General features: G+C 72.8%; 24 protein-coding genes and 1 pseudogene. 5 read left to right on the top strand and 20 right to left on the bottom strand.

From position 1 onward, the window contains the following. Positions 1 to 133: 133 nt before the first annotated feature. On the bottom strand, positions 134 to 2,380 hold the full coding sequence (locus EWV39_RS10935; protein WP_129659904.1) for a polyribonucleotide nucleotidyltransferase: 2,247 nt from the start codon (positions 2,378 to 2,380) through the stop codon (positions 134 to 136). Positions 2,381 to 2,629: 249 nt separating this feature from the next. After that, positions 2,630 to 2,899 (bottom strand): 30S ribosomal protein S15, encoded by a 270-nt coding sequence (gene rpsO / locus EWV39_RS10930; protein WP_129659901.1) that lies wholly within the window; start codon positions 2,897 to 2,899, stop codon positions 2,630 to 2,632. 245 nt (positions 2,900 to 3,144) lie between these two features. Between rpsO and EWV39_RS10925 the strand changes: the two genes are divergently transcribed. Then, positions 3,145 to 3,735, top strand: coding sequence for a DNA-3-methyladenine glycosylase (locus tag EWV39_RS10925; protein ID WP_129659898.1), 591 nt, complete (start codon positions 3,145 to 3,147; stop codon positions 3,733 to 3,735). Positions 3,736 to 3,748: 13 nt separating this feature from the next. Here EWV39_RS10925 and EWV39_RS10920 read toward each other — a convergent pair whose 3' ends face one another. Next, positions 3,749 to 4,555 carry a methyltransferase domain-containing protein gene (locus EWV39_RS10920; protein WP_129659895.1) on the bottom strand — a complete coding sequence of 269 codons (807 nt, stop codon included), beginning with the start codon at positions 4,553 to 4,555 and terminating at the stop codon, positions 3,749 to 3,751. A 12-nt stretch (positions 4,556 to 4,567) separates the two neighbouring features. After that, a complete protein-coding gene (locus EWV39_RS10915; protein WP_129659892.1) occupies positions 4,568 to 4,876 on the bottom strand; it encodes a hypothetical protein in 309 nt (102 codons plus the stop codon). A 132-nt stretch (positions 4,877 to 5,008) separates the two neighbouring features. On the opposite strand from EWV39_RS10915, the gene EWV39_RS10910 reads away from it, so the two are divergent. From EWV39_RS10910 to EWV39_RS10900, 3 genes are read left to right on the top strand one after another with little or no spacing between them, the layout of a single operon-like run. Next, complete coding sequence (locus EWV39_RS10910) at positions 5,009 to 5,467, top strand: S-ribosylhomocysteine lyase (RefSeq protein WP_129659889.1); 459 nt, start codon at positions 5,009 to 5,011, stop codon at positions 5,465 to 5,467. Further along, positions 5,464 to 6,210, top strand: a complete 747-nt coding sequence (mtnN, locus tag EWV39_RS10905; RefSeq protein WP_238148297.1) for a 5'-methylthioadenosine/S-adenosylhomocysteine nucleosidase — start codon at positions 5,464 to 5,466, stop codon at positions 6,208 to 6,210. Before EWV39_RS10910 ends, mtnN begins: the two co-directional genes overlap by 4 nt. Positions 6,211 to 6,253: 43 nt before the next feature. Then, positions 6,254 to 7,081, top strand: coding sequence for an aldo/keto reductase (locus tag EWV39_RS10900; protein WP_129659886.1), 828 nt, complete (start codon positions 6,254 to 6,256; stop codon positions 7,079 to 7,081). Here EWV39_RS10900 and EWV39_RS10895 read toward each other — a convergent pair. From EWV39_RS10895 to EWV39_RS10850, 10 genes and pseudogenes are all read right to left on the bottom strand, one after another. Then, positions 7,078 to 8,082, bottom strand: coding sequence for a bifunctional riboflavin kinase/FAD synthetase (locus EWV39_RS10895; RefSeq protein ID WP_129659883.1), 1,005 nt, complete (start codon positions 8,080 to 8,082; stop codon positions 7,078 to 7,080). The two genes, EWV39_RS10900 and EWV39_RS10895, sit on opposite strands and share 4 nt — an antisense overlap. A gap of 77 nt (positions 8,083 to 8,159) precedes the next feature. After that, a complete protein-coding gene (locus EWV39_RS10890; protein WP_129659881.1) occupies positions 8,160 to 8,894 on the bottom strand; it encodes a DUF4345 domain-containing protein in 735 nt (244 codons plus the stop codon). A gap of 75 nt (positions 8,895 to 8,969) precedes the next feature. Continuing rightward, the gene (locus EWV39_RS10885; protein ID WP_129659878.1) at positions 8,970 to 9,434 is read right to left on the bottom strand and encodes a hypothetical protein; all 465 of its coding nucleotides are present in this window, start codon (positions 9,432 to 9,434) and stop codon (positions 8,970 to 8,972) included. Between the two features lie 50 nt (positions 9,435 to 9,484). Further along, on the bottom strand, positions 9,485 to 9,856 hold the full coding sequence (locus tag EWV39_RS10880) for a hypothetical protein (RefSeq protein WP_129659875.1): 372 nt from the start codon (positions 9,854 to 9,856) through the stop codon (positions 9,485 to 9,487). Beyond that, a complete protein-coding gene (truB, locus tag EWV39_RS10875) occupies positions 9,853 to 11,019 on the bottom strand; it encodes a tRNA pseudouridine(55) synthase TruB (RefSeq protein WP_129659872.1) in 1,167 nt (388 codons plus the stop codon). The genes EWV39_RS10880 and truB overlap by 4 nt, the downstream gene beginning before the upstream one ends. Before the next feature lie 159 nt (positions 11,020 to 11,178). Further along, positions 11,179 to 11,613, bottom strand: a pseudogene (rbfA, locus tag EWV39_RS10870) (30S ribosome-binding factor RbfA); the annotation flags it as partial. Between the two features lie 147 nt (positions 11,614 to 11,760). After that, positions 11,761 to 14,691 (bottom strand): translation initiation factor IF-2, encoded by a 2,931-nt coding sequence (infB, locus tag EWV39_RS10865; protein ID WP_129659866.1) that lies wholly within the window; start codon positions 14,689 to 14,691, stop codon positions 11,761 to 11,763. Between the two features lie 162 nt (positions 14,692 to 14,853). Next, positions 14,854 to 15,186 (bottom strand): YlxR family protein, encoded by a 333-nt coding sequence (locus tag EWV39_RS10860; RefSeq protein ID WP_129659863.1) that lies wholly within the window; start codon positions 15,184 to 15,186, stop codon positions 14,854 to 14,856. 145 nt (positions 15,187 to 15,331) lie between these two features. Next, positions 15,332 to 16,318 carry a transcription termination factor NusA gene (gene nusA / locus EWV39_RS10855; protein ID WP_129659861.1) on the bottom strand — a complete coding sequence of 329 codons (987 nt, stop codon included), beginning with the start codon at positions 16,316 to 16,318 and terminating at the stop codon, positions 15,332 to 15,334. Between the two features lie 129 nt (positions 16,319 to 16,447). Then, entirely contained in the window at positions 16,448 to 17,059 is a 612-nt protein-coding gene (locus EWV39_RS10850; protein WP_165313287.1) for a ribosome maturation factor RimP, read from the bottom strand. A gap of 123 nt (positions 17,060 to 17,182) precedes the next feature. Here EWV39_RS10850 and EWV39_RS10845 point away from each other — a divergent pair, with 123 nt between their 5' ends. After that, the gene (locus EWV39_RS10845) at positions 17,183 to 18,163 is read left to right on the top strand and encodes a hypothetical protein (protein WP_129659855.1); all 981 of its coding nucleotides are present in this window, start codon (positions 17,183 to 17,185) and stop codon (positions 18,161 to 18,163) included. A gap of 11 nt (positions 18,164 to 18,174) precedes the next feature. Here the strand turns inward: EWV39_RS10845 and EWV39_RS10840 are convergent, their stop codons facing one another. The 6 genes from EWV39_RS10840 to dxr form a co-directional block, all read right to left on the bottom strand. Continuing rightward, complete coding sequence (locus EWV39_RS10840; protein WP_129659852.1) at positions 18,175 to 18,969, bottom strand: TSUP family transporter; 795 nt, start codon at positions 18,967 to 18,969, stop codon at positions 18,175 to 18,177. Positions 18,970 to 19,125: 156 nt separating this feature from the next. Then, positions 19,126 to 20,928: a proline--tRNA ligase gene (locus EWV39_RS10835; RefSeq protein ID WP_129659849.1), complete on the bottom strand. Its 1,803-nt coding sequence runs from the start codon at positions 20,926 to 20,928 to the stop codon at positions 19,126 to 19,128. Positions 20,929 to 21,002: 74 nt separating this feature from the next. Continuing rightward, positions 21,003 to 21,935, bottom strand: coding sequence for a GNAT family N-acetyltransferase (locus EWV39_RS10830; RefSeq protein WP_129659846.1), 933 nt, complete (start codon positions 21,933 to 21,935; stop codon positions 21,003 to 21,005). Between the two features lie 11 nt (positions 21,936 to 21,946). Continuing rightward, positions 21,947 to 23,107, bottom strand: a complete 1,161-nt coding sequence (ispG, locus tag EWV39_RS10825) for a flavodoxin-dependent (E)-4-hydroxy-3-methylbut-2-enyl-diphosphate synthase (protein WP_129659843.1) — start codon at positions 23,105 to 23,107, stop codon at positions 21,947 to 21,949. Positions 23,108 to 23,330: 223 nt separating this feature from the next. After that, positions 23,331 to 24,686, bottom strand: a complete 1,356-nt coding sequence (locus EWV39_RS10820; RefSeq protein ID WP_129659840.1) for a M50 family metallopeptidase — start codon at positions 24,684 to 24,686, stop codon at positions 23,331 to 23,333. Beyond that, positions 24,686 to 25,975, bottom strand: a complete 1,290-nt coding sequence (gene dxr, locus EWV39_RS10815; protein WP_129659837.1) for a 1-deoxy-D-xylulose-5-phosphate reductoisomerase — start codon at positions 25,973 to 25,975, stop codon at positions 24,686 to 24,688. The genes EWV39_RS10820 and dxr overlap by 1 nt, the downstream gene beginning before the upstream one ends. Positions 25,976 to 26,110: the final 135 nt, after the last annotated feature.

Genomic DNA, 26,110 nt, shown 5'->3' with positions numbered 1-26,110 from the left:
GAGCGGCGTCGAGCCGCATGCGGGCCTACGGCAGCAGGGGGCCGGGACGACGACGCCGCCCGCCCCTCCCCCGCCAGCACCGCAGGCGCTGGGGGAAGGGACGGACGGCGTCGGGCGATGCGGCCGGGGCGGACTACGCCTCCGCGTCCTCCAGGACCTCGGACTCGGTCTCCTCGGAGTCCTCGCCCACGGGAGCGAGCGAGAGCTTGCCGCGGTCGTCGATCTTGGTGATCTCGACCTGGACCTTCTGCCCCACGCCGAGGACGTCCTCGACGTCGTTGACGCGCTTGCCCTCGTTGAGCTTGCGCAGCTCGGAGATGTGCAGCAGGCCGTCCTTGCCCGGGGTCAGCGAGAGGAACGCGCCGAAGGTGGTGGTCTTGACCACGGTGCCCAGGTAGCGCTCGCCGACCTCGGGGACCTGCGGGTTGGCGATCGCGTTGATCGCCGAGCGCGCGGCGTCGGCCGAGGGGCCGTCCACGGCGCCGATGAACACGGTGCCGTCGTCCTCGATGGAGATGTCCGCGCCGGTGTCCTCCTGGATCTGGTTGATCATCTTGCCCTTGGGCCCGATGACCTCGCCGATCTTGGAGACGGGCACGTTGACGGTGATGATCCGCGGGGCGAACTCGCTCATCTCGTCCGGGGCGTCGATCGCGGCGGTCAGCACGTCGAGGATGTGCAGGCGGGCCTCGCGGGCCTGCTTCAGCGCGGCGCCGAGCACGGAGGCGGGGATGCCGTCGAGCTTGGTGTCGAGCTGGATCGCGGTGACGAACTCGGAGGTGCCGGCGACCTTGAAGTCCATGTCGCCCAGCGCGTCCTCGGCGCCCAGGATGTCGGTCAGGGCGGCGTAGCGGGTCTCGCCGTCCACCTCGTCGGAGACCAGGCCCATCGCGATGCCCGCGACCGGCGCGCGCAGCGGCACGCCGGCGTTGAGCAGCGAGAGGGTCGAGGCGCAGACCGAGCCCATCGACGTCGAGCCGTTGGAGCCCAGCGCCTCGGAGACCTGGCGGATCGCGTAGGGGAACTCCTCGCGCGAGGGCAGGACTGGGGTGATCGCGCGCTCGGCGAGCGCGCCGTGCCCGATCTCGCGGCGCTTGGGCGAGCCCACGCGGCCGGTCTCGCCGGTGGAGTACGGCGGGAAGTTGTAGTGGTGGATGTACCGCTTGGACTTCACCGGGGAGAGCGAGTCGATCTGCTGCTCGAGCTTGAGCATGTTCAGCGTGGTCACGCCCATGATCTGGGTCTCGCCGCGCTCGAAGATCGCGGAGCCGTGCACGCGCGGCAGGACCTCGACCTCGGCGGTGAGCTGGCGGATGTCGGTCAGGCCGCGGCCGTCGATCCGGACCTGGTCGGTCAGGATGCGCTGGCGCACGGTCTGCTTGCTGATCGCGTTGAACGCGCCGTTGACCTCCTCGGCGCGGCCGGCGAACTCGCCGTCCTCGCCCGCCAGGGCCTGGGAGATCTCCTGCTGCAGCTCGGCGGAGGCGGTCTCCCGCTCCTGCTTGCCGGCGATGGAGTAGACGTCCTTGATCTTCTGGGCGAAGCGGGACTCGACGGCCTCGGCGACGTCGTCGCCGTAGACGCCGAAGCGGGGCAGCTCCATCCGGGGCTTCCCGGCGCGCTCGGCCAGGTCGGCCTGCGCCTGGCACAGGGCCTTGAGGAAGGGCTTGGCGGCCTCGAGGCCGTCGGCGACGACGTCCTCGGTGGGAGCCTGGGCGCCGCCCTGGATGAGGTTCCAGGACTGGTCGGTGGCCTCGGCCTCGACCATCATGATCGCGACGTCCTCGGTGCCGTCCGCCTTGGTCACGATGCGGCCCGCGACGGCCATGTCGAACACGGCGTTCTCGAGCTGCGAGTGCTTGGGGAAGGCGACCCACTGGCCGTCGATCAGAGCGATGCGCACGCCGCCGACCGGGCCCTGGAAGGGCAGGCCGGAGAGCACGGTGGACATCGACGCGGCGTTGATCGCCACGGTGTTGTAGATCTCGTCCGGATCGATGGTCAGGACCGTCACGACGACCTGGACCTCGTTGCGGATGCCCTTGGTGAAGGCGGGACGCAGCGGGCGGTCGATGAGCCGGCAGGCCAGGACCGCGTCGGTGGACGGGCGGCCCTCGCGGCGGAAGAACGAGCCGGGGATGCGGCCCGCGGCGTACATCCGCTCCTCGACGTCGACCGTCAGCGGGAAGAAGTCGAAGCCCTCGCGAGGGTTCTTGCCCACGGCCGTGGCCGAGAGCATGGTGGTGTCCTCGTCGATGGAGACGAGGGTGGAGCCGGCGGCCTGCTGGGCGAGGCGGCCGGTCTCGAAGCGCACGGTGCGCTTGCCGAATGCGCCGTTGTCGATGACGGCTTCTGCGAACTGGATCTCGGGACCCTCCACGGGTCACCTCCGTTTCTCGTTGGTCGCGCGGCGCCGCATCACGAGACTCGGTCTTCGATCGAGGCCCACGGAATCCTTCCAGGACTCCGGAGGCCACTACCGAGGACCGCACGTCGGTACGGGCCGCGCTGGGATGTTCTGCGCGCCGGTCCGGCTCCTGCCGGGCCGGCGCCTGCGTCAAGCGATGCGGGCGGCGCCCCTGCGGTCCCCTCACGGGATCGCGGAGCGCCGCCCCTCGCCTGCGACGTCCTAGCGGCGGATGCCGAGACGCTGGATCAGCGTACGGTACCGCTCGATGTCGACGCGGCGCAGGTAACCGAGCAGGTTGCGGCGACGGCCGACGAGGATCATCAGACCACGACGGGAGTGGTGGTCGTGCTTGTGGAACTTGAGGTGCTCCGTCAGATCGGAGATCCGACGGGTCAGGACCGCGGCCTGGACCTCGGGCGAGCCGGTGTCGCCCTCGACGGTCGCGTACTCCTTGATGATTTCCTGCTTGACAGCGGGATCGAGTGCCACTGAATAACTCCTAGAGTCAGTGCCGTGAACGGCCCCGATGCGGCGTGTGCCGCCGGGGGACCCGCCCTGGGCCGCGTCCCGGTCCGGCGCGCGCCGGTCACCGGGAAGGGGCATGGGAGGGGCGCCCGGCAACCACGGACCGCAGCCAGACGCGCGTCCCAGTCTATCGGATCGCCGGGGCGGGTGAAAGGCGTGTGACCGGGACGTCACCGCCCGGCGGCCCCGCGGCGTGCCAGGATGGGACGATGATCGATTTCACCGCAACCGCCGACGTCGTGGCCCCGCAGCTGCTGGGTGCCGTGATCAGCCGCGGCGACGTCGCGATCCGCCTCACGGAGGTGGAGGCCTACCTCGGCGTGGGCGACCCGGCGTCGCACTCCTACAAGGGGCCGACGCCGCGCTGCGCCACGATGTTCGGCCCGCCCTCGCACGTCTACGTCTACGCCTCCTACGGCATCCACCGCGCCGGCAACCTCGTCTGCGCGCCCGAGGGCACCGGCTCCGGGGTGCTCATGCGCGCGGGCGAGGTGCTCTCCGGCTGGGACGAGGTCCGCTCCCGCCGCGGCGAGCGGGCGCTCGACGCCGGCCTGGCCCGTGGCCCCGGCAACCTCGGCTCGGCGCTGGGCCTGAGCCTGGAGGACGACGGCGCGCTGCTGGGCCAGTTCGGCCCGGCCAAGAGCGCGGCGTTCCACCTCGAGGCGCCGACGCGGCGGGTCGAGGGGGTGCGCGGGCGCCGCATCGGCATCTCGCGCAACGTGGACGCCCCGCTGCGCTTCTGGATCCCCGGGGACCCCACGGTCTCCAGCCCGCGGACGCGGCGCACCGCGCTGGCCTGAGCGGGGCCCCGGCTCAGATCCGGGTGGCCACCGCGAAGGCCCGGCGGAAGGGCAGGACAGTGCCCGCCTCGGAGACGGGGTAGGCCCGGCGCAGCCGCGCCTTGTACTCCTCGGCGAACCTCTCTCGCTCGGCCTCGGGCAGGGCCCCGAGCACCGGGCGAGCCCCGGTCCCCGAGATCCACTCGAACACCGGATCCGGTCCCTGCAGGACGTGCAGATAGGTGGTCTCCCAGGCGTCGACGGACCACCCCGGCCGGGCGAGTGCCCGCAGGTAGTCCTCGGCGCGCACCGAGGCGGCGCGCAGCGGCTCGGTCACGTGCCGGGCGTACTCCGGCCGGGCCGCGAGCTCGCGCAGCAGCGCGTGCGAGGGCGCCTCGAAGTTGGCGGGCACCTGCACCGCGAAGCTTCCGCCCGGCGCCACGAGGTCGGCCAGCTCCGGCATCAGCTCCAGGTGGTCCTCGACCCACTGGAACATCGCATTGGAGACGATCGCCCGGGGAGCCTCTCCCCCGGCCGCGCGCCGGTCCGCCAGCCACTGCCGGACCTCGGCCCGGACGTACTCGACGTCGGGCCCCGGCGCGGACGCGCGGGCGGCCTCGACCATCTGGCGGCTGCTGTCCACCGCCTCGATCCGCGCGCCGGGGAAGAAGCGGCGCAGCACCGGGGTGTCGTTGCCCGGGCCGCAGCCCAGGTCCACCACCAGCGGCGAGGCGCCGGGGGCCTCCGCCTCCTCCACCGGGGGGACCCGGCTCAGGAGGTCGGCGAAGGGCCGGCTCCGTTCCTCGCCGAAGCGCAGGTAGCGGGCCGGGTCCCAGCGCACGCCAGCCGCTCCCTACTTGCCGGAGCGGGAGCGGCCGAAGGCCAGCGAGGCCAGGCCGGTCCCGGCGGTGACGGCGGCGACGCTGGGCCACGCGCCGATCTTCTTGGACAGCGGGTGGGAGAGGCCGAAGGCGGCGAGGTAGAGGCCGGTCAGCGCCGCGGCGCGGCCCGCGCCGGCGTTCTTCTTCCATCCCGCGAAGGCCGCGGCGCCGCCGAGCGCGAGGGCCGCTCCGCCGAGCGGGCGGACCCCGGTGGCCCGGGCGACCTTGTACCCGCCCAGCAGTCCGGCGGTGGAGAAGGCGGTGGGGGCGAGAGCTGACATGATGTGTCCTTTCCGTTGACGATCGGTCAGATGGCTTCGTCTCCGGTATATCCGAAAAAGCTGGACGATGCCCGGACGACGTGCCGGGCCCGCCGCCTGTCATCCGGGCCCGGCGTGCGGGAGAATGGGCCCATGCAGAAGATGAACGTCGAATCCTTCAACCTCGACCACACCAAGGTGGCGGCCCCCTACGTCCGGATCGCGGACCGCAAGGAGCTGCCCGGCGGGGACACCCTCGTCAAGTACGACGTGCGATTCGCCCAGCCCAACCGCGGGCACCTGGAGATGCCCGTCGTGCACTCCATCGAGCACTTGACCGCCGAGCACATGCGCAACCACACCGACGCGCTGATCGACTTCTCCCCGATGGGCTGCCAGACCGGCTTCTACGCGCTGACGCTGGGGCTCGAGCCGGAGGACTTCCTGCCGATCCTGGAGGCGACCCTCCGGGACATCCTGGCGGCCGGGGAGGTCCCCGCCGCCAACGAGACCCAGTGCGGCTGGGGCGCCCACCACACCCTCGAGGGCGCACAGGCCGCCGTCCGCGAGTTCCTCGACGCCCGCGAGGCGTGGGAGGTCGTCTACGCGTGAGCATCGCCTACTCCCCCGTGCTCCCCGCCGAGGTGCGTCAGCGCCTGCTGGGCGGCGTCGTGGTCCAGTGCGCCATGGACGAGGAGGCCGAGCCGTTCCTCGCCGCCACCGAGCCCCTCGGCGAGTCCCTCGACTTCGCGCGGGCCCGGTTCCATCCCCGCTCCCACCAGGGGCGGCCCCTGCTGCTCGTGCGCAGCGGGATCGGCCTGGTCAACGCGGCCAGCGCGGCGACCTCGGCCCTGGCCGCCGTCGAGCCGCGCGCCCTGATCTCAGCGGGCTCCGCCGGCGGGCTGCGCGCCGACGTCGAGGTCGGGGACCTCGCGATCGGCGAGACCTACACCTACACCGACGCGGACGCGACCGCCTTCGGCTACGAGCGCGGCCAGGTGCCCGGCATGCCCGAGCGCTACCACGCCGCCCCCGCCCTGCTCGCCGCGGCCCGCACCCTCGCCCCGGAGGAGGGACGGCACCTGGTCGGCCAGATGCTGGCCGGCGGGTCCTTCGTCACCGCGGCCAACGTCAAGGACGCCCGAGAGGCCTTCCCGGAGGCGGTGTCCACGGACATGGAGACCACCGCCATCGCCCAGGTCGCTGGCAGCGCCGGCGTCGACTTCCTCTCCCTGCGCGGGATCTCCGACCTGTGCGGGCCCAGCGCGGACCAGGACTTCCACATGGCGGTCGAGGTGGTCGCGGCGCGCGCCGCCGCGGCCTCGCTCGCCGTGATCGCCGCGACCCGGGCGTAAGATCGACACCGACCCATCCGACCCCGACCACGAGGAGACGCCGATGCACGACCACACGATGAGGGACGGCCACCGGATCCCCGCCCTGGGCTTCGGCACCTACCCGATGTCCGACGGCGAGGCCGAGGTCAACGTCGCGGAGGCGATCATGCGGGGCTACCGGCTGATCGACACCGCCGCCCAGTACGGGAACGAGACGGGTGTGGGCCGCGGGCTCGCCAATGGCGGCGTGGACCGGGAGGATCTCTTCCTCACCACCAAGCTCGCCGGCAAGGACCACGGCTACGACGCGACGATCGCCGCAGCCGAGGCCTCGCTGCGCCGGCTCGGCACCGAGTACCTCGACCTCTACCTCATCCACTGGCCCAACCCGAGCGTGAACCTCTACGTGGAGTCCTGGCGGGCGATGATCTCGCTCAGGGAGCGCGGGCTCGTTCGCTCGATCGGCACCTCCAACTTCCTGCCGGCGCACATCGACCGACTCAAGGAGGAGACCGGCGAGGTCCCCGCCGTGAACCAGATCGAGGTCCAGGTGCAGGCGCAGCAGGAGGAGGCCCGGGCCTACCACGAGGAGAACCGGATCGTCACCGAGAGCTGGTCGCCGCTGGGCCGGATGAGCACACTGGAGGACATCCCGCAGATCGGCAACATCGCCGAGGAGCTGGGGGTCACCGCCGCCCAGGTCGCCCTGCGGTGGCACGTGCAGAACAAGCTGGTGCCGATCCCCAAGACCTCCAGCACCGAGCGCATGGAGCAGAACATCAGCGTCTTCGACTGGGAGCTCAGCCCCGAGCAGATGCGGGACATCGAGCTGCTCAACACGGGCATCACCCGCACCGGCTACGATCCCCGCACCCACGAGGAGTTCTAGGAGGCGTCGCGGGGGGCGCAGGCGTCGGCCCGCGCCAGCGCCTCCCAGGCCTTCTCGACGTCGCGGGTCATCTGCTCGATGAGGGCCTCCATTCCGCGGTAGGCGACCATGGGCCGCAGGTGGGCGACGAACTCCAGCAGCACCTGCTGCGCGTAGAGGTCGAAGGCCTCCACCTGCTCCTGCGGCCTGCCCATCACGTGGGCCTCGACCTGGCGGGAGACCCCCTCGAAGGTGGGGTTGGAGCCCACGGAGATCGCGACCGGCCAGCGGTTCCCGTCCTCGTCGAGGAGCCAGCCGGCGTAGACGCCGTCGGCCGGGATCAGGCCGTCGGAGTCGGTGGACATGTTGGCGGTGGGGAACCCCAGCTCCCGCCCGCGGGCCGCGCCGTGGACCACCTCGCCGCGCATGCGGTGGTTCCGGCCGAGCAGCCGGGCCGCTCCCCCGACGTCGCCCTGGGCCAGCAGCTCCCGGATCCAGGTCGAGGAGCAGCGGCGGTTCCCCTCGCCCAGGTCGCAGAGCTCGCCGTCCACGCCGAGGTCCTCGACCACGACGACGTCGAAACCGTACTCCTCCCCCAGCTCCCGCATGGTCGTGAGGTCCCCGGCGTTGTCCCGGCCGAACCGCACGTCCGCCCCGATGACCACGCGCTTGGCGCCCAGGCCCTCCACGAAGGTCTCGCGGATGAACTCCTCGGGCGTCTTCCGCGCGAACTCCAGCGAGTAGGGCAGCAGGGCGAGCGCGTCCAGCCCCAGCTCGGCGAGCAGCTGCATGCTGTCCCGCGTCCCCATGATGGGGAAGTGCGGCTCCTCGGGCCGGTGGACCAGCGCCGGGTGGGGGTCGAACGTGATCGCCACCGACCGCAGGCCCGCGGCCCGGGCCTCCTCCACGAGCGTGCCGATCACCCGGGCGTGTCCGCGGTGCACGCCATCGAAGTTCCCGATGGTCACCGCCGTGGGCCCGTATCCCGCAGGGATCTCCTCGAGGCTGGTGAAGCAGTCCACTTCTCTCCTTCGTGCGCGGTCGGCCCGCCGCGGCGGCGGGCCGTGATCAGTCTAGACGCTGCGTCCGGGGCCGGCGCTCAGCGGCGTCCCCGGGCTCCGCCCCGGGGGTCCTCGGAGGCCATCTCGCGGCGGATCGCGTTGGCCTTCCGGATCCAGCCGTACCAGACGAGCAGGCAGGGCGGGACCACCAGGTCGAGCACCATCAACAGGATCATCGACCAGTGGGGCAGCCCGAAGAAGGCCCAGGCCAGGATACGCCCGACGCCGCCCAGGAAGATCGCGAAGCACACGAAGCTGAGCATGTTGGCCCACTTGAACTTCACCGCGATCGCGATCAGCGAGGCGCCGACTCCGCAGAGCACGGCGGCCAGGCCGGCGTAGGAGGAGGCCACGGTGGGGCCGCCGGACTCGGCGACGCCGGGCAGGGAGGCGGTGCCGGCCGCGATCTGCCAGATGCCGTAGGCGATGATGAGCACCCCGTAGAGGGCGATGACGACGCGGAACAGCGTCCAGTCGTGCGGCGTGCCGTCCTCCTTGGCACGCTCCTTCTTCGCCTTCGCGGAGGCGGTGCCCGCCGCGGCCGGGCGGCTGCGGCGCTTCCGGCCGGCGTCCTCGCCCTGCCGCGTCTGCCCGGCGGCGCCGGCTGCCCCGCCGGCGGTCTGCTCACGAGGGTCTGCGGCCGGGCCCGGGCGCTGGTCCTCGCGCTTCGGGCCGCCGGCGGGGGCGGTTCCGGGGGCCTCGGCGCCGGGCGCAGTCCCCTTCCGAGGGTCGGAGGGGGAGCCGCCGGGCTCGGGGGTCGGACGCGTGCTCATCTGTCTCACCTTCCAGGCTGGGGTGCGAGGGTCACTGGTTCCAGATTACGTGGCCGGGGCGCCGGACGAGGGCGTTCAGCGCGGGGAGTTGCGGCCCGGGCGCCTGCGGTACAGCCAGAGCAGCCCGATCACCGGCAGCACGAGCGGGACGTAGCCGTACCCGGAGCCGAAGTGCGACCACACCGAGGCCAGCGGGAAGAGCTCCGGACGCAGGTAGGAGAAGACCCCCACCGCGAGCACGCCGAGCAGCTCGATGCCGATGGTCCACACCGCGGCCCAGTAGGCCCGGCGGCCCCGCATCGCCAGGGAGACCGTGGCGACGACGTAGATGATCGCCGCGACCGCCGAAAGGACGAAGGACAGCGGCGCCTCGTCGAACTTGGTGAGGACCTGGTAGAGCGCCCTGGCTCCCGCCGAGAGGGAGAACAGCCCGTAGACCGCGACGATGATCATCCCGGGGCCCCGGGACTTCTGCTGGGAGCGGCCGGGGGCCTCCCCCGTGCTCCGCCCTGTGGCGCCTTCCGAACGGCTCGAACCCATCCGTGCCTCGCTTCTCCTCGTGCCGCCTCGGCGGCTTCCACGTGTGGACTCTAGTAGTAGTACCAGAGCATGTTCATGCGCTGGATCATGACCACGATGATGGGGCCGGTGACCGCCAGCATGAGGGTCGACCACCGGCTGCGCTCGGTGAGCGACCAGATGAACGTGCCGGCCGGGATGATCATCGCGGTCAGCAGGTATCCGTAGTACTCCCAGGCGTCCCCCGAGGGGCCGTCGGTGGCGAGCTGCATGACGATCGAGCCGACCAGGTAGACCACCAGGAACGCCTCGAGCAGCAGCACCGAGCCCTGCGTGAGGTCGTCCGGGGCCCGGCCCCGCAGGAACTGCACGAGGCACACCACGGCGGAGACCGCGCCCAGCAGGGCGGAGATCCAGAACCAGAGGTCGTATCCGGCGATCACGACGCCGTCCCCTCCGCCCCGAAGCGCTGCCCCGACTCGAAGACCAGGTGCGGCACCGCCACGTGGCGGCCCCGGCGGTGCTGGTCCTGGGCCAGCGCGACGAGCCGGCCGTCCGGGGCGTAGCAGGCCGTCAGCCGGGAGGCGGGGACGACGCCGTCGTCCTTCTCCCGGGCCGGGCCGGCGGCTTCGGGCGCGGCCGGGGCCGCGGGGGCCGCGTCGCGCTCCGGCGCGGACCCCGAGGCCTCCTCGTCTCCGCTGCCCCCGGGCGCGGCCGAGGGTGCGATCCAGCGCCCGTTGGACAGGTCCGTGGCCTCCTGGGCGGTGAGCCCGCGGACGGCGAAGAGGCGCCGGGCCGCGGTCTCCAGCGGCAGCAGCGGCAGCGGGCGGCCCGCCTCCGCGGCGGCCCCCAGCTCCTCGAGCGTCGAGGCGTCCTCCAGCCCGACCTCGCCGATGCGGGTGCGGCGCAGCGCGGTCAGGTGGCCGCCGACGCCGAGCTCCCGGCCGAGGTCGCGCGCGAGGGCGCGGATGTAGGTCCCGGAGGAGCAGGAGACCGTGACGTCCAGGTCGAACCCGGGGCCGCCGGGACCGGCCTCATGGGCCCCCGCGTCCCCGGCTCCGGCAGCCTGGCCTCCGGACCCGGCTTCCCCGGCGTCGGCCACCCGGCGGATCGCGTGCAGCGCGAACTCGCCGATGGACACCGGCCGGGCGGCGAGCTCGACGTCCTGTCCCGAGCGGACCCGGGCGTAGGACCGCACGCCGCCGACCTTGATGGCCGAGACCGCGGAGGGGACCTGCAGGATCTCGCCGGTGAGGCTCCGGATGCCCGCCCGGATGGCCTCCTCGGAGACCGCCTCGAGCGCCGCCGCGGAGGCCCGCTCGAGGACCTCGCCCTCGGCGTCGTCCGTCACGGTCGAGGCGCCCAGCCGGATCGTGGCCTCATAGGTCTTCGACTCGCCGCTGATCCAGGTCAGCAGCTTGGTGGCCTTGTTGACGCCGACGATGAGCACGCCCGTGGCCATGGGGTCCAGCGTCCCGCCATGGCCGACCCGGCGGGTCCCCGCCACGCGGCGCATCCGGGCGACGACGTCGTGGCTGGTGAAGCCCGCTGGCTTGTCCAGCACGACGAGCCCGGACGGACCGCCCTCCTGCTGCTTCCGGGCCACCTACTCGGTGCCCCCGGAGCGGCGGCCGGTCCCCTCGGCGTCGTCCTCCTCCTCGGCCTCCTCCGCGCTGGCGGGGGCGCCCGAGTCGGGGTCGGCCGGCTCCTGGCCGGTCTCCCCGGGCAGCTCCTCCTCGACGGGGTCGTAGGCGGTCAGGAGGTCCTCCTCCGCCTCGCCCTCGTCCTCGCGCTTGTAGGGGTCGGCACCGCCGGCGTAGGCGGCGCCCTCGGCGGCCTCCGCGAGCTCGGCGTCCCGGGCCCGGGCCTTGCGCAGGATGTCCTCGATGTGGCTGGCGTTCTCCGGGACCTCGTCCGGGACGAAGGTCAGCGTCGGGGTCAGCCGGGCCGTGATGTTTTTGCCGACCTCCGAGCGCAGGACGCCCTTGGCGGACTCGAGCGCGGCCCGGGTCCCGGCGGTCTCCTCCTCGGTGCCGTACACGGTGTAGTAGACGGTCGCGTGCTGCAGGTCGTTGGTCACGCGGGCCTCGGTCACGGTCACGAACCCGAGCCGCGGATCCTTGATCCGGCGCTCCAGGGCGCGGGCCACGATGACCTTGATGCGGTCGGCCAGCCGGGCCGCGCGGGCTGCATCAGCCATGGTCTCTCCTCGCTCTCGCGCCCCTGGGCGGGGCGCCCTCTTCTCAGCAGGCACGGCGGGCCGGCCCCCGGGATGTCCTCCCGGGGAGCCGGCCCGCCGCGCGCGCCGCCCCGTGCGGGGCGGCGCTTCTCATCGGTTCGGCGCGTTCTAGTCGCGGGGCTTCTCCCGAAGCTCCCAGGTCTCGATGATGTCGCCCTCCTTGACGTCGTTGAAGGAGCCGAGCCCGATGCCGCACTCGTATCCCTCGCGCACCTCGGTGGCGTCGTCCTTGAACCGGCGCAGCGACTCGATGGTGAGGTTGTCCCCCACCACGTTGCCGTCGCGGACCAGGCGGGCCTTGGCGTTGCGGCGGATGATGCCGCCGCGGACGATCGAGCCGGCGATGTTGCCCCACTTGGAGGAGCGGAAGACCTCGCGGATCTCCGCCGAGCCCAGCTCGACCTCCTCGTACTCCGGCTTGAGCATGCCCTTCAGGGCCTGCTCGACCTCGTCGATGGCCTGGTAGATCACCGTGTAGAACTTCATCTCCACGCCCTCGCGGTCGGCGAGCTCGCTGACCCGCTCGGCCGGACGGACGTTGAACCCGATGATGATGGCGTTGTCCACCGTCGCCAGGTTGACGTCGTTCTGGGTGATCGCGCCGACGCCGCGGTGGATGACCCGCAGCTGGACCTCGTCGCCGTTGCCGACCTCGATCTTGTAGAGCGAGTCCTCCAGCGCCTCGACGGCACCGGAGACGTCGCCCTTGATGATGAGGTTGAGCGTGTCCATCTTGCCCTCGGCCACGGCCTCGTCGAAGGACTCGAGCGTGACGCGCTTGCGGCGCTTGGCCAGCTGGGCGTTGCGGTCCGCCGCCTCGCGCTTCTCGGCGATCTGGCGGGCGGTGCGCTCCTCCGGCGTGGACAGGAAGGTGTCGCCCGCTCGCGGCACCGTGTTCAGGCCGAGGACCTGGACCGGACGCGAGGGCTCGGCCTCGGTCACGGCCTGGCCGTTCTCGTCGAACATGGCGCGCACGCGGCCGTGGGCCACGCCGGCGACGATGCTGTTGCCGACGCGCAGCGTGCCGGACTGCACCAGGACGGTCGAGACCGCGCCGCGGCCCTTGTCCAGGTTCGCCTCGATCGCGACGCCGCGGGCGTCCTTGTCCGGGTTGGCCAGCAACTCCAGCGCGCCGTCGGCCGTGAGGCACACGGCCTCGAGCAGCTCGTCGATGTGCTCGTTCTGCCGCGCGGAGACGTCGACGAACATGGTGTCGCCGCCGTACTCCTCGGGCACCAGCCCGTACTCGGAGAGCTGGCCGCGGATCTTGTCCGGGTTCGCGCCCTCCTTGTCGATCTTGTTGACCGCGACGACGATCGGCACGTCCGCGGCCTGGGCGTGGTTGAGCGCCTCCACGGTCTGCGGCATGACGCCGTCGTCGGCGGCCACCACGAGCACCGCGATGTCGGTGACCTTGGCGCCGCGGGCACGCATGGCGGTGAACGCCTCGTGGCCCGGGGTGTCGATGAAGGTCAACTTGCGGTCCTCGCCGCCGACCTCGGTGGTGATCTGGTAGGCGCCGATGTGCTGGGTGATACCGCCGGCCTCGCCCTCGATCACGTTGGTGTTCCGGATCGCGTCGAGCAGGCGGGTCTTGCCGTGGTCCACGTGGCCCATGACGGTGACGACCGGAGGACGGGCCTCCAGCTGCTCCTCGGTCTCGGCCTCGCGCTCGCCCTCCAAGTCGATGTCGAAGGACTCGAAGAGCTCGCGCTCCTCGTCCTCCGGGGAGACGACCTGGACCTTGTAGCCCAGCTCCTCGCCCAGCAGGGCGAAGGTCTCCTCGTCCAGGGACTGGGTCTGCGTGGCCATCTCACCGAGGTGGATGAGCACGGTCACCAGGGCCGCGGGGTTCGCGTTGATCTTCTCGGCGAAGTCCATCAGCGAGGCGCCGCGGCGCATGCGGACCACGGTCTCGCCGTTGCCGCGGGGGACGACGACGCCGCCCACCGCGGGAGCCTGCATCTGCTCCAGCTCGTGCCGCTTCGCCTGCTTCGACTTGCGCTGCTTCCGCTTGGAGCCGCCGCGCCCGAACGCGCCCTGGGCGTTGCCGCGACCGCGGCCGGGACCGCCTCCGCGGGCCGGACCGCCACCGCCGCCCCCGGGGCCGCCGCGCCGGGGTCCGCCGCCGCCCGCGCCGGTACCGGCGCCGGGACGTCCTCCGACGCCCGGGCCCATCTTGGCCGGCATCATGTTCGGGCTGGGGCGCGCGCCGCCGCTGGCCGCGGGACGCGGCGCACCGGCGCCCTGGCCGGGACGCGGAGCGCCCTGACCCTGGCCCTGCCCGGGGCGCGGAGCGCCGGGGCGGGGACCGCCGCGGCGCTCACCGGCACCCTGGCCCTGCCCCTGAGGGGGACGGGGGCCGCCGGGACGCGGGCCGCCGCGGCGCTCGCCGCCGCCCTGGCCGCGTCCGCGCATGCCCTGCTGCGAGGCGAAGGGGTTGTTGCCCGGACGCGGGGCGCCCGGCTTGGGGACGTTGCCGCGCGCGGCCGAGGGACGCGGGGCGGGGGCCTCCGAGGAGGACCCGTCGCTGGCGCGCATGCCCTGCTGCGAGGCGTAGGGGTTGTTGCCGGGACGCGTGCCCGGCTTCGGGGCGGGCTTGGGAGCCTGCGCGCCCGGCTTGGGCGCCTCCTGCTGGGGGCGGTCCTCGCGAGGCTGGACGGCCTCGGGCTGGGCCGACTCCGCCGGCGCGGGCTTCTGCTGGGCCCCCGGCTTGGGAGCGGACTGCTCCCCCGGGGGCGGGGCGGTCTTGCCCGCGGTGGCGGGGGTCGCCGTCGTGGGCTTGGGGGACGCGGCGCCGGCGCCGGGCTTGGGCGCGCTCGCCCCGGGCTTGGGGGCGGGGGCCGGCGTGCCCTGCGCCGCCGGGCGCTGGGACTTGCTGCGGCCGGCGAAGGCGGCGCGCAGCTTCTTCTCCACGGGGGGCTCCACCGTGGAGGATGCACCTCGGACGTACTCGCCGAGCTCTTGCAGCTTGGCGACGGCTTCCTTCGAGGTGACGTTGAGCTCCTTGGCGAGCTCGTGAACGCGGGGCTTGGCCACATTTCTCCTGTCTCGGTCTGCGCCGAAACAGGCCCAGACCGTTTAGTTCCGGATAAGGTCCCCGCCGGCTGATTCAGCCGCGGGAACGCCGTTGGCAGAGCACTGTGAGGCACTCATTGCGCGGCACTCATCGGGTTTCCATCGGTTTTCTGGCTCGCTTTCTCAGGACGCGTCGGCGTCCGTTGACATAGGCTGGCGTGACCCCTGATCGGCTCCGGACTCGTCCGGAGCCTCCGTCAGCCGGCGGAGGATCTCCTCCGTGGCGACGGCTCGGCGGAACGACCTCGCGAAGGACTTCGCTCGGACCGCCCGCTCGAGGCATGCGCGGCGGGGGTGCAGCCACGCTCCGCGGCCGTGGACGGACCTCTCGGGATCCGGCACGACGACGTCGGGTTGCTTCCCCTCCGAGGGCCTCAGGGCCACACGTACTAGTGCGGTCTGGTCATCGATCGCGCGGCACCCGATGCAGGTGCGCCGCCCCGGGGGAGAAGACATCGCTCACCCTCGCTCTCGGATTGCGGGCACCATCAGGCACCACGCGGTCTGATCACCGTAGACCATTCTAGACCCTGTGCGCGCTTTCCCCCAATGCCTGAGGCTCAGGCCACACCCGCGCCCCTCCCGCGGGCCCGGTCCCCCTCTAGAACTCCGCCGCGCCGCGCGCCTTGGACTCGGCGACGATGTCGATCCGCCAGTTGGTCAGCTTGGCCGCCAACCGGGCGTTCTGCCCCTCCTTGCCGATGGCCAGCGAGAGCTGGTCATCCGGCACGACGGCGCGGGCCTGGTACCGCCCGGAGGGGTCCACCTCCACCCGGGCCACCCTGGCGGGGCTCAGCGCGCCGGCGATGAAGGCCGCGGGATCCTCCGAGTAGCTCACGATGTCGATCTTCTCGTTGTTGAGCTCCGAGGTGACCGCGCGCACGCGCGATCCCATCTCCCCGATGCAGGAGCCCTTGGCGTTGATGCCGGAGCGGGTGGCCCGCACGGCGATCTTGGTGCGGTGCCCGGCCTCGCGGGCCACGGACATGATCTCCACGGCGCCCTCCTGGATCTCCGGCACCTCGTGCTCGAAGAGCCGGCGCACCAGGTCCGGGTGCGAGCGGGAGAGCGTGATGGAGGGCCCCTTGAAGCCGCGCCGGGCCTCGACGACGTAGGCGCGGATGCGCGTGCCGTGCTCGTAGCGCTCGCCGGGGACCTGCTCGTGCGGGGGCAGGACGCCCTCGACCGTCCCGAGGTCGATCTGGACCATGTTGTTCCGGCCGCCCTGCTGGATCTGGCCGGAGACCAGCTGTCCCTCGCGGCCCCTGAAGTCGCCCAGGATCTGGTCGTCCTCCGCCTCGCGCAGGCGCTGGAAGATCACCTGGCGGGCGGTCGAGGCGGCGATGCGCCCGAAGTTGCGGGGGGTGTCGTCGAACTCGCCGACGACGGTCCCGTCCTCGTCGACCTCCGGAGCGAGGATGCTCACCCGGCCGGTCGCGCGGTCCACCACCGCCCGGGCGTCGTGGATGGCCCCCGGGTTCTTCTGGTAGGCGAGCAGCAGGGCCGACTCGATCATGGAGATGAGCGTCTCGACCGGGATGTCGCGCTCCTTCTCCAGCAGCCGAAGGTTGCTCATATCGATGTCCATTGCTGAACCTTTCTCGCTCCGCTGCCGAAGCGCCGGAACGCAGGTGCGTTCCGGCGCCGGTCAGTCCCACGCGCCCCTCGAGGCGCCCGCTCTATCCATTGGTCTCGCCCCAGTCTAGGCGAGCCGGGGCTACTGGTTGAACTCGACCTCGACGTGGGCCCTCTCGACGTCGTCCAGGTCCAGCCGCTCGGCCTCCTCGTACTTCTCGGGGACGCCCTTGGGGGTGTCCCTCTTGCGGCGGACCGTGGCGGTGGCGCCGTCGGTGTCCTCGAGGCGGGCCAGGAACGACCCCCCGCCCATGGAGATCCGCACGAGGCGGCCGCGGGAGCGCTTCCAGTGCCGGGGCTCGGTGAGCTTGCGGGTCGCACCCGGGGAGGAGACCTCCAGCAGGTACTCGCTCTCCGGCTCGTCGTCGGCCTCGTCCAGCGTGGCGGACAGCGCGCGGGAGACCTCCGCGATCGTGTCCAGCGCGACCGCGCCCTCCTCGTCCTCCTGGAGGTCCACGATCACCGACAGGGTCTGGCCGTTGCCCGCGCCGCGCGCGCTGACGTCCTCCAGGACGAGGTCGAACTGCCGGACCACCGGCTCGAGCCGCCCCCGGATCCGGTCCAGGTCCACGCTGTCCGCCAGGGCGCTGCGCGGGTGCGTCCGGTCCGAGTACCCGGCGCTCGCCTTCTCCCGGGCGACCCGGCGCCGGGACCTCGACGTTGATGACGACTTCTTCTGCTGGCCGTTGGACACGGCTCCTCCTCGTGACGTGATGGATCGTTGCTCGGCTCCAGCCTAGCGCCGCGGGTGCCCGGGGACGTGCCATGATGGGTTCACGTACATCCGGTTCGGCTGCGCGCGGAAAGGACACGACTCATGAGGACCCTCCCGCGCGCGCTCGCGCTGTGCCTCGCGGTGCTGCTGGTGCTGCTGCTGGCCCTCGCCGGCATCCTGTGGTGGCGCGTCTCCGCCGCCTCTCCCGAGCTGGACGCGCAGGTCCGGGCCGCGGAGCGGCTGCTCGAGGTGCGCCGGGCGGTCGAGGACGGCGTCGTGGAGGATCCCGAGGGGACGCTGGAGGACCGCGTCGAGGAGCAGCTCGCCGCGCTCTCGCCCGTCGCCCGGGACCGCGCCGGGACGCCCGAGGCCACCGATCCCTCCCGGACGCCCGCCCAGGTCTTCGACGCCGCCGCCGCGGACCTGCACGGGATCGCCGGGGACGCCGCCCTGGCCCCCCGCCAGTCCGCGCTGATGGACTCCATCGCGGTGGGCAGCTGGCTCACGGCGCGCGATCTCGAGGGGACGCTGGCGGAGGTCCCGGACCCCGCCAGCGGTGCGGGGGCCTCGCTCGGGGAGCTGCTGGGCGAGGAGCCTGCCTCCGAGGAGCTGTCCGCGGGCCTGTGCCCCGACGGCGCGGCGGAGGATCCCCGCTCCGAGGCCGTGGGCGCGACGCTGTCCGAGCTGTACGCGACGACGTGGGCCGACGAGGTGCTCCTGGCCCGCGCTACCGCGGACGGCACCAGCGCGGAGCAGGAGCAGGGCGTCCGCGCCGCGGCCCGGGCGCACTCCGAGCAGCTCGGCCAGCTGCGCGAGGCCCTCCCCTCCGGCTGCGAGGGGCTCCCCGAGCCCGCCGCGGCCTACAGCCTGCCGAGGGAGGAGGATCCGGCACGGCTCGGGACGCAGGAGGCGGACGCGCTGGCCGGCAGGAGCCTCGCGATCCTCGCCGCCGACGACGTCGAGCCCTCCCCCGCCTGGCGCACCTGGTCCCTCCGCTGGCTCGCGGTCCACGCCGCGATGTCCTCGGAGCCCGGCGCGGTCCCCGCGCTGCCCGGCGACCCTCCGGGCGAGTCGGAGGACTGAGGGGACCTCGATCAGAGGAGCAGCTCCCGGTAGACGTCCCACCCCGTCTTCGCGATGAGCACGAGGACCACGGCAAGGAACACCACGCGGATGAAGCGGTTCCCCCGCGCGACGGCGCTGCGCGCGCCCACGTACCCGCCCAGCATGTTCGCCGCGCCGAGCACCAGGCCCAGCAGCGGGACCAGCGAGCCGCTGAGGGAGAAGAACAGCAGCGCGCCGAGGTTGGTCGCCAGGTTGACCACCTTGGCCTGGGCGCTGGCCCGCAGGAAGCTGTAGCCCAGCAGCGTGATCATGCCGATGATCAGGAAGGACCCCGTGCCGGGGCCGAGCACGCCGTCGTAGAAGCCGATGCAGACGCCGATCAGGGTGCCGATCACGGCCTGCTCCCGGCGCCCGCGCTCGGGACGCTCCAGCTGGCCTGCCTGCGGGCGCGCGACCGTGAAGGAGGCGACGCCGATCAGGGCGGCCAGGATGATGGGCTTGAAGACCTCGGCGGGCAGCAGCGCGGCCACCGAGGCGCCGCCGAAGCTGCCGCAGAACGCCACGGCCGCCATCGGCAGGGCGGGACGCAGCGGGGCGGTGGTGCGCCGGTAGAAGGTCGCCGCGCTGATCGCCGTGCCGAAGACCGAGCCCATCTTGTTGGTGGCCAGCGCCTGCACCGGCGACATCCCCGGGATCATCAGCACCACGGGCAGCTGGATGAGGCCGCCCCCGCCGACGACGGCGTCCACCCACCCCGCCGCGAAGCCCGCGACCACGATCAGCGCCAGGATGCCGGGCTCCAGGTCCGCGAGGATCTCGGTCACGCCGGGCTCCCCGGACGGCACCCGGTGAGAGGAGAGCGGCGGGTATGGGAGCGTCCTCGGACGCGGGGACAGCGGCGGGGATGGGCACGACGCCGGACGCGGGGGCGGCCGCCGGCCGGCGCCCCGGCGAGGACCCGGGGCACGCGGCCCCGGGGATCAGCCGGCACGGACCTCGGCGATGGCCTCGGCGACCGCGTTGTCCAGCGGGAGCTCCCGGGACTCGCCGGAGCGCCGGTCCTTCAGCTCCACCACGCCGTCCTTGAAGCCGCGTCCGACGATCAGCTGGGTGGGGACGCCGAGCAGCTCGGCGTCGCCGAACTTCACGCCCGGGGAGGCCTTGGCACGGTCGTCGAAGATCACCTCGAGGCCGGCCGCCTCGAGGTCGGCGACCAGCGCCTCCGCGCCCTCCATGATCTCCGCGCCCTTGCCCGTGGCGATCACGTGGACGTCGGCGGGGGTCAGGTGGCGGGGCCAGATGAGCCCCTTCTCGTCGTGATTGGCCTCGGCCACCGCTGCGAGCGCCCGGGTGACCCCGACGCCGTAGGAGCCCATGGTCACGGTGGTGAGCTTGCCGTTGGCGTCGAGCACCCGCAGGCCCAGGGCCTCGGCGTACTTGCGGCCCAGGGCGAAGATGTGGCCCATCTCGATGCCGCGGGCGGTGGACAGCGGGCCGGAGCCGTCCGGGGCCGGGTCGCCCTCACGGACCTCGCAGGCCTCCACGACGCCGTCGTGCGAGAAGTCCCGTCCGGCCACGAGGTCGAAGACGTGGCGGTCCCGCAGGTTGGCGCCGGTGATCCACGCGGAGCCCTCGACGACCCGGGGGTCCACGAAGTACGGGACGCCCGAGGGCGAGTCGGTGCCCAGCAGCGGGGCGTCGAGGCTCAGGCCTGGGCCGATGTACCCCTTGACCAGCATCGGGAACGAGCGCAGGTCCGCGTCGAGCGCCGGCTCGACGTCGACCTCCCCGCCGGTTCCCAGCGCGACGCCGAGGCTGACCTCGAGCCGCTTGAGGTCCACGGACCGGTCGCCGGGCACGCCGACCCCCACGATGCGCCGCTCGCCGGTCGGGAGGGTCACCGCCACCAGGACGTTCTTCAGCGTGTCCGCGGCGGTCCACTCCCCCTCCTCGCGAGGGTGCAGCTCGTTGGCGCGGGCCACGAGGGTCTCGATGGTCGGGGACTCGGGCGTCTCCTCGACGTGGGCGGCGGGCGTGGCGGAGGCGTCGACCGGCTCGGGGGCCACGGTGGTCACCGCCTCGACGTTGGCGGCGTAGCCGCCGGGAGAGCGGACGAAGGTGTCCTCGCCGATGGGGGTGGCGTAGAGGAATTCCTCGGAGCGGGAGCCGCCCATGGCGCCGGACTGGGCCCTGACGATGACCATCTCGAGCCCGAGGCGGGCGAAGATGCGCTGGTAGGCGCCGCGGTGGGCGAGGTACGCCTCGTCGAGGCCGGCGTCGTCGGCGCTGAAGGAGTAGGAGTCCTTCATGATGAACTCGCGGCCGCGCAGCAGGCCGGCCCGGGGGCGGGCCTCGTCCCGGTACTTGGTCTGGATCTGGTACAGGATCACCGGCAGGTCCTTGTACGAGGAGTACAGGTCCTTCACCAGCAGGGTGAACATCTCCTCGTGGGTGGGCGCCAGGAGGTAGTCCGCGTCCTTGCGGTCCTTGAGGCGGAAGAGGTTCTCGCCGTACTCGGTCCAGCGGTTGGTGGTCTCGTAGGGCTCCCGCGGCAGCAGCGCCGGGAAGTGCACCTCCTGGCCGCCGATGGCGTTCATCTCCTCGCGGACGACCTTCTCGACCTTCCGGAGCACCGTGAGGCCCAGGGGGAGCCAGCTGTAGATCCCCGGCGCGGCCCTCCTGATGTACCCGGCGCGCACCAGCAGCTTGTGGCTGTCCACCTCGGCGTCGACGGGATCTTCGCGCAGGGTGCGCAGGAACATGGTGGAGAGGCGAAGGGCCAAGGATGGAGTCCGTTTCTCTTCGAAAGGGGTGCCGAGGTGTCCCGGCAAGTCTAGAACAGCTGAAAACCGCGCCGCTAGAAGAGCACGGTCGCGAAGGTGTCCACCTGGTCGAAGCCGACTCTACGGTACAGCGCCCGCGCCCGCAGGTTGTACCCGTTCACGTACAGGCTGATGGTGGGGTGCTGTGGCCTGATCAGCCGGCACGCCTCGGCGAGCAGCCCCTCGGAGAGGCCCTGCCCGCGCAGCCGGGGGGCGAGCCAGACCCCCTGCAGCTGGCACAGTCCCTCGGCGGCGAGGCCCACGTCCGTCTTGAAGACCACGTCCCCCACGCCGTCCAGAGCCAGCACGGTGCGGCCGGCAGCGACGCCCTCGGCGATGCGGCGGCTGTACCCCGCGGCGTCACGCGCGAGCGGGGAGTAGCCGACCTCCTCCGTGAACATGGCGACGGCGGCCGGCAGCAGGGCGTCGACGTCGAGCGAGTGGGCCCAGCGGACGGGGCTCACCCCCGCGCCCCGCGCGAGCCCGTTCTCCGCGGCCTCCAGCGAGGCGTCGGCCCGCAGCACGAGCAGGGGCTGCTCGGGGCGGACGTCGAAGGGCTGGTAGCCGGCCTGCTCCAGCCCCTCCCCCAGGGTCATCACCTCCCGGGCGGTGCCGAAGATCGAGGAGATCTCCCGGTCCGTGGAGCGGACGTAGGAGATGACCCGCGGCAGGTGTGCCGGGGCCAGGTGCACCGGCACCAGGTTGGCGCCGAACCACACCGCGCCGGCCAGCCGCGGGGCTCCCGAGGGCCCGCCCGGCTCGAAGACGCCCAGGAACGGCGAGGCCGAGCGGGCCCGGGTCAGGAAGGAGGACCCGGGCAGCCCGATCCGCTGGAAGTGCTCCAGCGCGAAGAGGTTGGCCACGGGCCGCGAGCGGATCATGGTCAGCAGCGGCTCGGCGTCCTCCTGGGTCAGGGGACGCACCGTGGGACCGGTGACGCGGTCCAGTCGCTGCCTCAGGAACCGCATGGAGGACGCGATCAGCTCACCGAGACCGAGGGCTCGCCCTCGGGCAGCTCGCCGTCGGCCTCCATCTGCTCGGCGATGCGGTTGGCCTCCTCGATCAGGGTCTCCACGATCTGGTCCTCCGGGACCGTCCGGATGACCTCGCCCTTGACGAAGATCTGGCCCTTGCCGTTGCCGGAGGCGACGCCGAGGTCCGCCTCGCGTGCCTCCCCCGGCCCGTTGACGACGCAGCCCATGACGGCCACGCGCAGCGGCACCTTCATGCCCTCCAGGCCCTCGGTGACCGAGTTCGCCAGCTCGTAGACGTCCACCTGCGCGCGGCCGCACGAGGGGCAGGAGACGATCTCCAGCTTGCGCGGCCGCAGGTTCAGCGACTCCAGGATCTGGGCGCCGACCTTGACCTCCTCGACCGGCGGGGCGGAGAGGGAGACCCGGATGGTGTCGCCGATCCCCTGCGAGAGCAGGGCCCCGAAGGCGGTCGCGGACTTGATGGTGCCCTGGAAGGCAGGCCCGGCCTCGGTCACGCCGAGGTGCAGTGGCCAGTCGCCGGCCTGGGCGAGCAGCTCGTAGGCGCGGACCATCACCACGGGGTCGTTGTGCTTCACGGAGATCTTGAAGTCGTGGAAGCCGTGCTCCTCGAACAGGGACGCCTCCCACATGGCCGACTCGGCCAGCGCCTCCGGGGTGGCCTTGCCGTACTTCTGCAGCAGGCGGCGGTCCAGCGATCCGGCGTTGACGCCGATGCGGATCGAGGTCCCGTGGTCCTTGGCGGCCTGGGCGATCTCCCGGACCTGGTCGTCGAACTTGCGGATGTTGCCCGGGTTCACGCGCACCGCCCCGCAGCCCGCCTCGATCGCGGCGAAGACGTACTTGGGCTGGAAGTGGATGTCCGCGATCACGGGGATGTTGGACTGCTTGGCGATGATGGGCAGCGCCTCGGCGTCCTTGTCCGTGGGACAGGCCACGCGCACGATGTCGCAGCCCGACGCGGTGAGCTCGGCGATCTGCTGAAGGGTGGCGCCGATGTCGTGCGTCTTGGTGGTGGTCATCGACTGCACGCTGACCGGAGATTCGGAGCCCACGCCCACGTCGCCCACCCGGATCTGCCGGGTCTTTCGACGCGGCGCCAGGACGGGCGGTGGTGGGGCGGGCATGCCTAGGCTGACCGAGGTCAAATCGTTCCTCCGAGAAGAGATGGCTGATATGGGACGGCGCACCGTATAAGGCACAACGCATCCGACGTTCCCATTGTGCCCCACAATGGGTGTGAGCCCGACGACGGCCCCGTGTGATTTCCCGCCGGGCGGGGCGGACGGGGCCCGCCGGCGCATCGGGCGGGGCTCCATCGGGACCGCAGCGGGCCGGAGCCCGCCGCGGGGCGGCCGGAGGCCGTCGCGGTCAGAAGACGCGCACGGGGTCGAAGAGGTCCGCGGCGATCAGCAGCACCGTCATGCCGATGAAGGCCACCGCGACGCCGTAGGTCAGGGGCAGCATCCGGGCCGGGTCGAAGGGCCCGGGGTCCGGCCGTCGTCGCACCCTGGCCCAGGTCCTCCGCAGGCCCTCCCACAGTGCCCCCACGACGTGCCCGCCGTCCAGCGGCAGCAGCGGGAGCAGGTTGAAGGCGAACAGGCTGAAGTTCAGCGTGCCGAGGACGGAGAGGAGCGAGGCCGCCTTGGCGTCGGCGGGGATCTGGTCCGTGGCGGCGAGCTCGCCGGCCACCCGCCCGACGCCGACCACCGACATCGGCGAGTCCGCGGGCCGCTCCTGGTCGGTGAACAGCGCGGCGCCCACCTCCCACAGCCGCACCGGCAGCTTGACGATCACGCCCGCGATCTGCCCGAAGGTCTGCCCGACGACGCCGGGCACCTCGGAGATGCTCCCCGGCTGAAGCTCCTGCGTGGGCCCGACGCCGATGAACCCGACCCGCTCCGTCTCGTACGCCCCGGAGTCGTCGACCACCGGCAGCCCGGCGGCGTCGACGACGGGCCGGTCCGTCACGATCGGCTCGATGCTCAGCCGCACCTCGGCGTCGTCCCGAACCACCGTGAGCGGGACCTGGCGCCCGCCGCTCTCGCGGATCAGCCCGCTCATCTCCTCCCACGAGCCGACCGGCTGGCCGGCGAAGGAGACGATGCGGTCGCCGGGCTGGAGGCCCGCCGCGAGCGCGGGAGAGTCCGGGTCCCCCGCGCCGCACTGCTGCTCCGCCTCCTGGCCGGCCTCCACCGTCTGGACGCACCGGCTCACCGAGGCGACGGTGGTGCTGGGGCGCGCCGTGCCGAACCCCGCGACGACGATGCTGATGCACACGACGCCGATGACCAGGTTCATGACCGGCCCGCCCAGCATGATGACGATGCGCTTGCGGATCGGCAGCCGGTAGAACTGCCGGTCCTCGTCCCCCGGCTGCAGGCGCCCCTCCTCGACGCTGCGGGTCTCCGCGGCGAGCTGCTGGAACAGCCCGGTCGAGTCGGCGGTCGCGGTGCCGTCCTTCGCCGGCGGGTACATCCCGATCATCGAGATGTACCCGCCCAGCGGGATCGCCTTGACCCCGTACTCGGTCTCCCCGCGGCGCCGGGAGAACATCGTGCGGCCGAACCCGATCATGTACTGGGTGACCCGCACGCCGAAGAGCTTGGCGGGGATCAGGTGCCCGACCTCGTGCAGCGCGATGGAGACGGCGATGCCCACCGCCATCACGAGGATGCCCAGGAGGAACAGCGGCCAGGAGCCGGCGAACGCCTGCAGGATGTCCATCAGGCGCCGGCCCCCAGCAGCGCATCGGTGCGCTCACGGGCCCACCGCTCGGCGCGCAGCACGGCCTCGACCGTGAGTTCCGCGTCGGGCGCGTGGGCTCCGGAGCCGGGGTGCTCGGCGAGCACCGTCCCCACCGTCTCGACGATCTCTGTGAAGCGGATCCGGCCGGCGTGGAAGGCGGCGACGGCCTGCTCGTTGGCGGCGTTGAAGACGGCGGGGCCGGTGCCGCCGGCTCGCGCGGCCTCCTTGAGCATCCGGACGGCGGGGAAGGCCTCCTCGTCCAGCGGCTCGAAGGTCCAGCTCTGCGGCGTCCCCCAGTCGCAGCCGGCGGCGATCCCCTCGACGCGGTGCGGCCAGGTCAGCCCGAGCGCGATCGGCAGCCGCATGTCCGGCGGGGAGACCTGCGCGATGGTCGAGCCGTCGACGAACTCCACCAGCGAGTGGACCATCGACTGCGGGTGCACGGCGACGACGATCCGGTCCAGCTCGATCCCGAACAGCAGGTGGGCCTCGAGGACCTCCAGGGCCTTGTTGACCATCGTGGCCGAGTTGGTGGTGACCACCAGGCCCATGTCCCAGGTCGGGTGGGCGAGCGCCTGCGCCGGCGTGACATCGTGCAGCTCCTCGCGGCTGCGGCCGCGGAAGGGCCCGCCGGAGGCGGTCACCACGAGCCGGGAGACCTCCCGATCCGCCCCGCAGGACAGGGCCTGGGCGAGCGCGGAGTGCTCCGAGTCGACGGGGATCAGCGGCTGCTCCAGCGGGCTGGCCGCGACGGCCTCCTGGACCAGGCGCCCGCCGGCGATCAGGGACTCCTTGTTGGCCAGGGCGAGCCGCTTCCCGGCGCGCAGGGCCGCCAGCGTGGGGGCCAGGCCGATCGAGCCGGTGATGCCGTTGAGGACGGTGTCCCCGGAGGCCTCGGCGGCCACGGTCGCGGCGGCCTCCGAGCCGTGGAGGATCGGCGGGGCGTAATCCGGCTCGGCGCGGTCCGCGAGGAGGGCTCGGAGGCGCTCGGCGTCCTCGGCGGTCCCGCTGGTGGCCAGCACCTCCGGCCGGTGCCGGGCGGCCTGGTCGGCGAGCAGGGGGAGGCTGCCGGAGCCGGCCGCGAGCGCGGAGACCGTCAGGGCGGGCGCCGCTGCGTCCCCGCCCTCGGCGCGCAGCGCGGCGCAGTGGTCCACGACGTCGAGGGCCTGCGTGCCGATGGACCCCGTAGAGCCGAGGACGGCGACGGCGCGGGCGGGGAGCCCCGCGGCGGAGGCGGACGCTGCGGCGGGGACGGAACCGAATTTCATGACCTCCAGTGTAGGCCCGCCGCGGGCGCCCTCGCCCGCCCGGCCCGGCTGCCGCCCCCGGCGCACGCAAAAGGCCCGGTGCGGGAGGGAGGATCTGCGTCCTCCCCCGCGCACCGGGCCCCGGGGACGGCGGGG

It is taken from the genome of Rothia halotolerans (assembly GCF_004136635.1).
Lineage (GTDB): Bacteria > Actinomycetota > Actinomycetes > Actinomycetales > Micrococcaceae > Rothia > Rothia halotolerans.
This window is presented reverse-complemented; position numbering and strand designations above follow the sequence as displayed.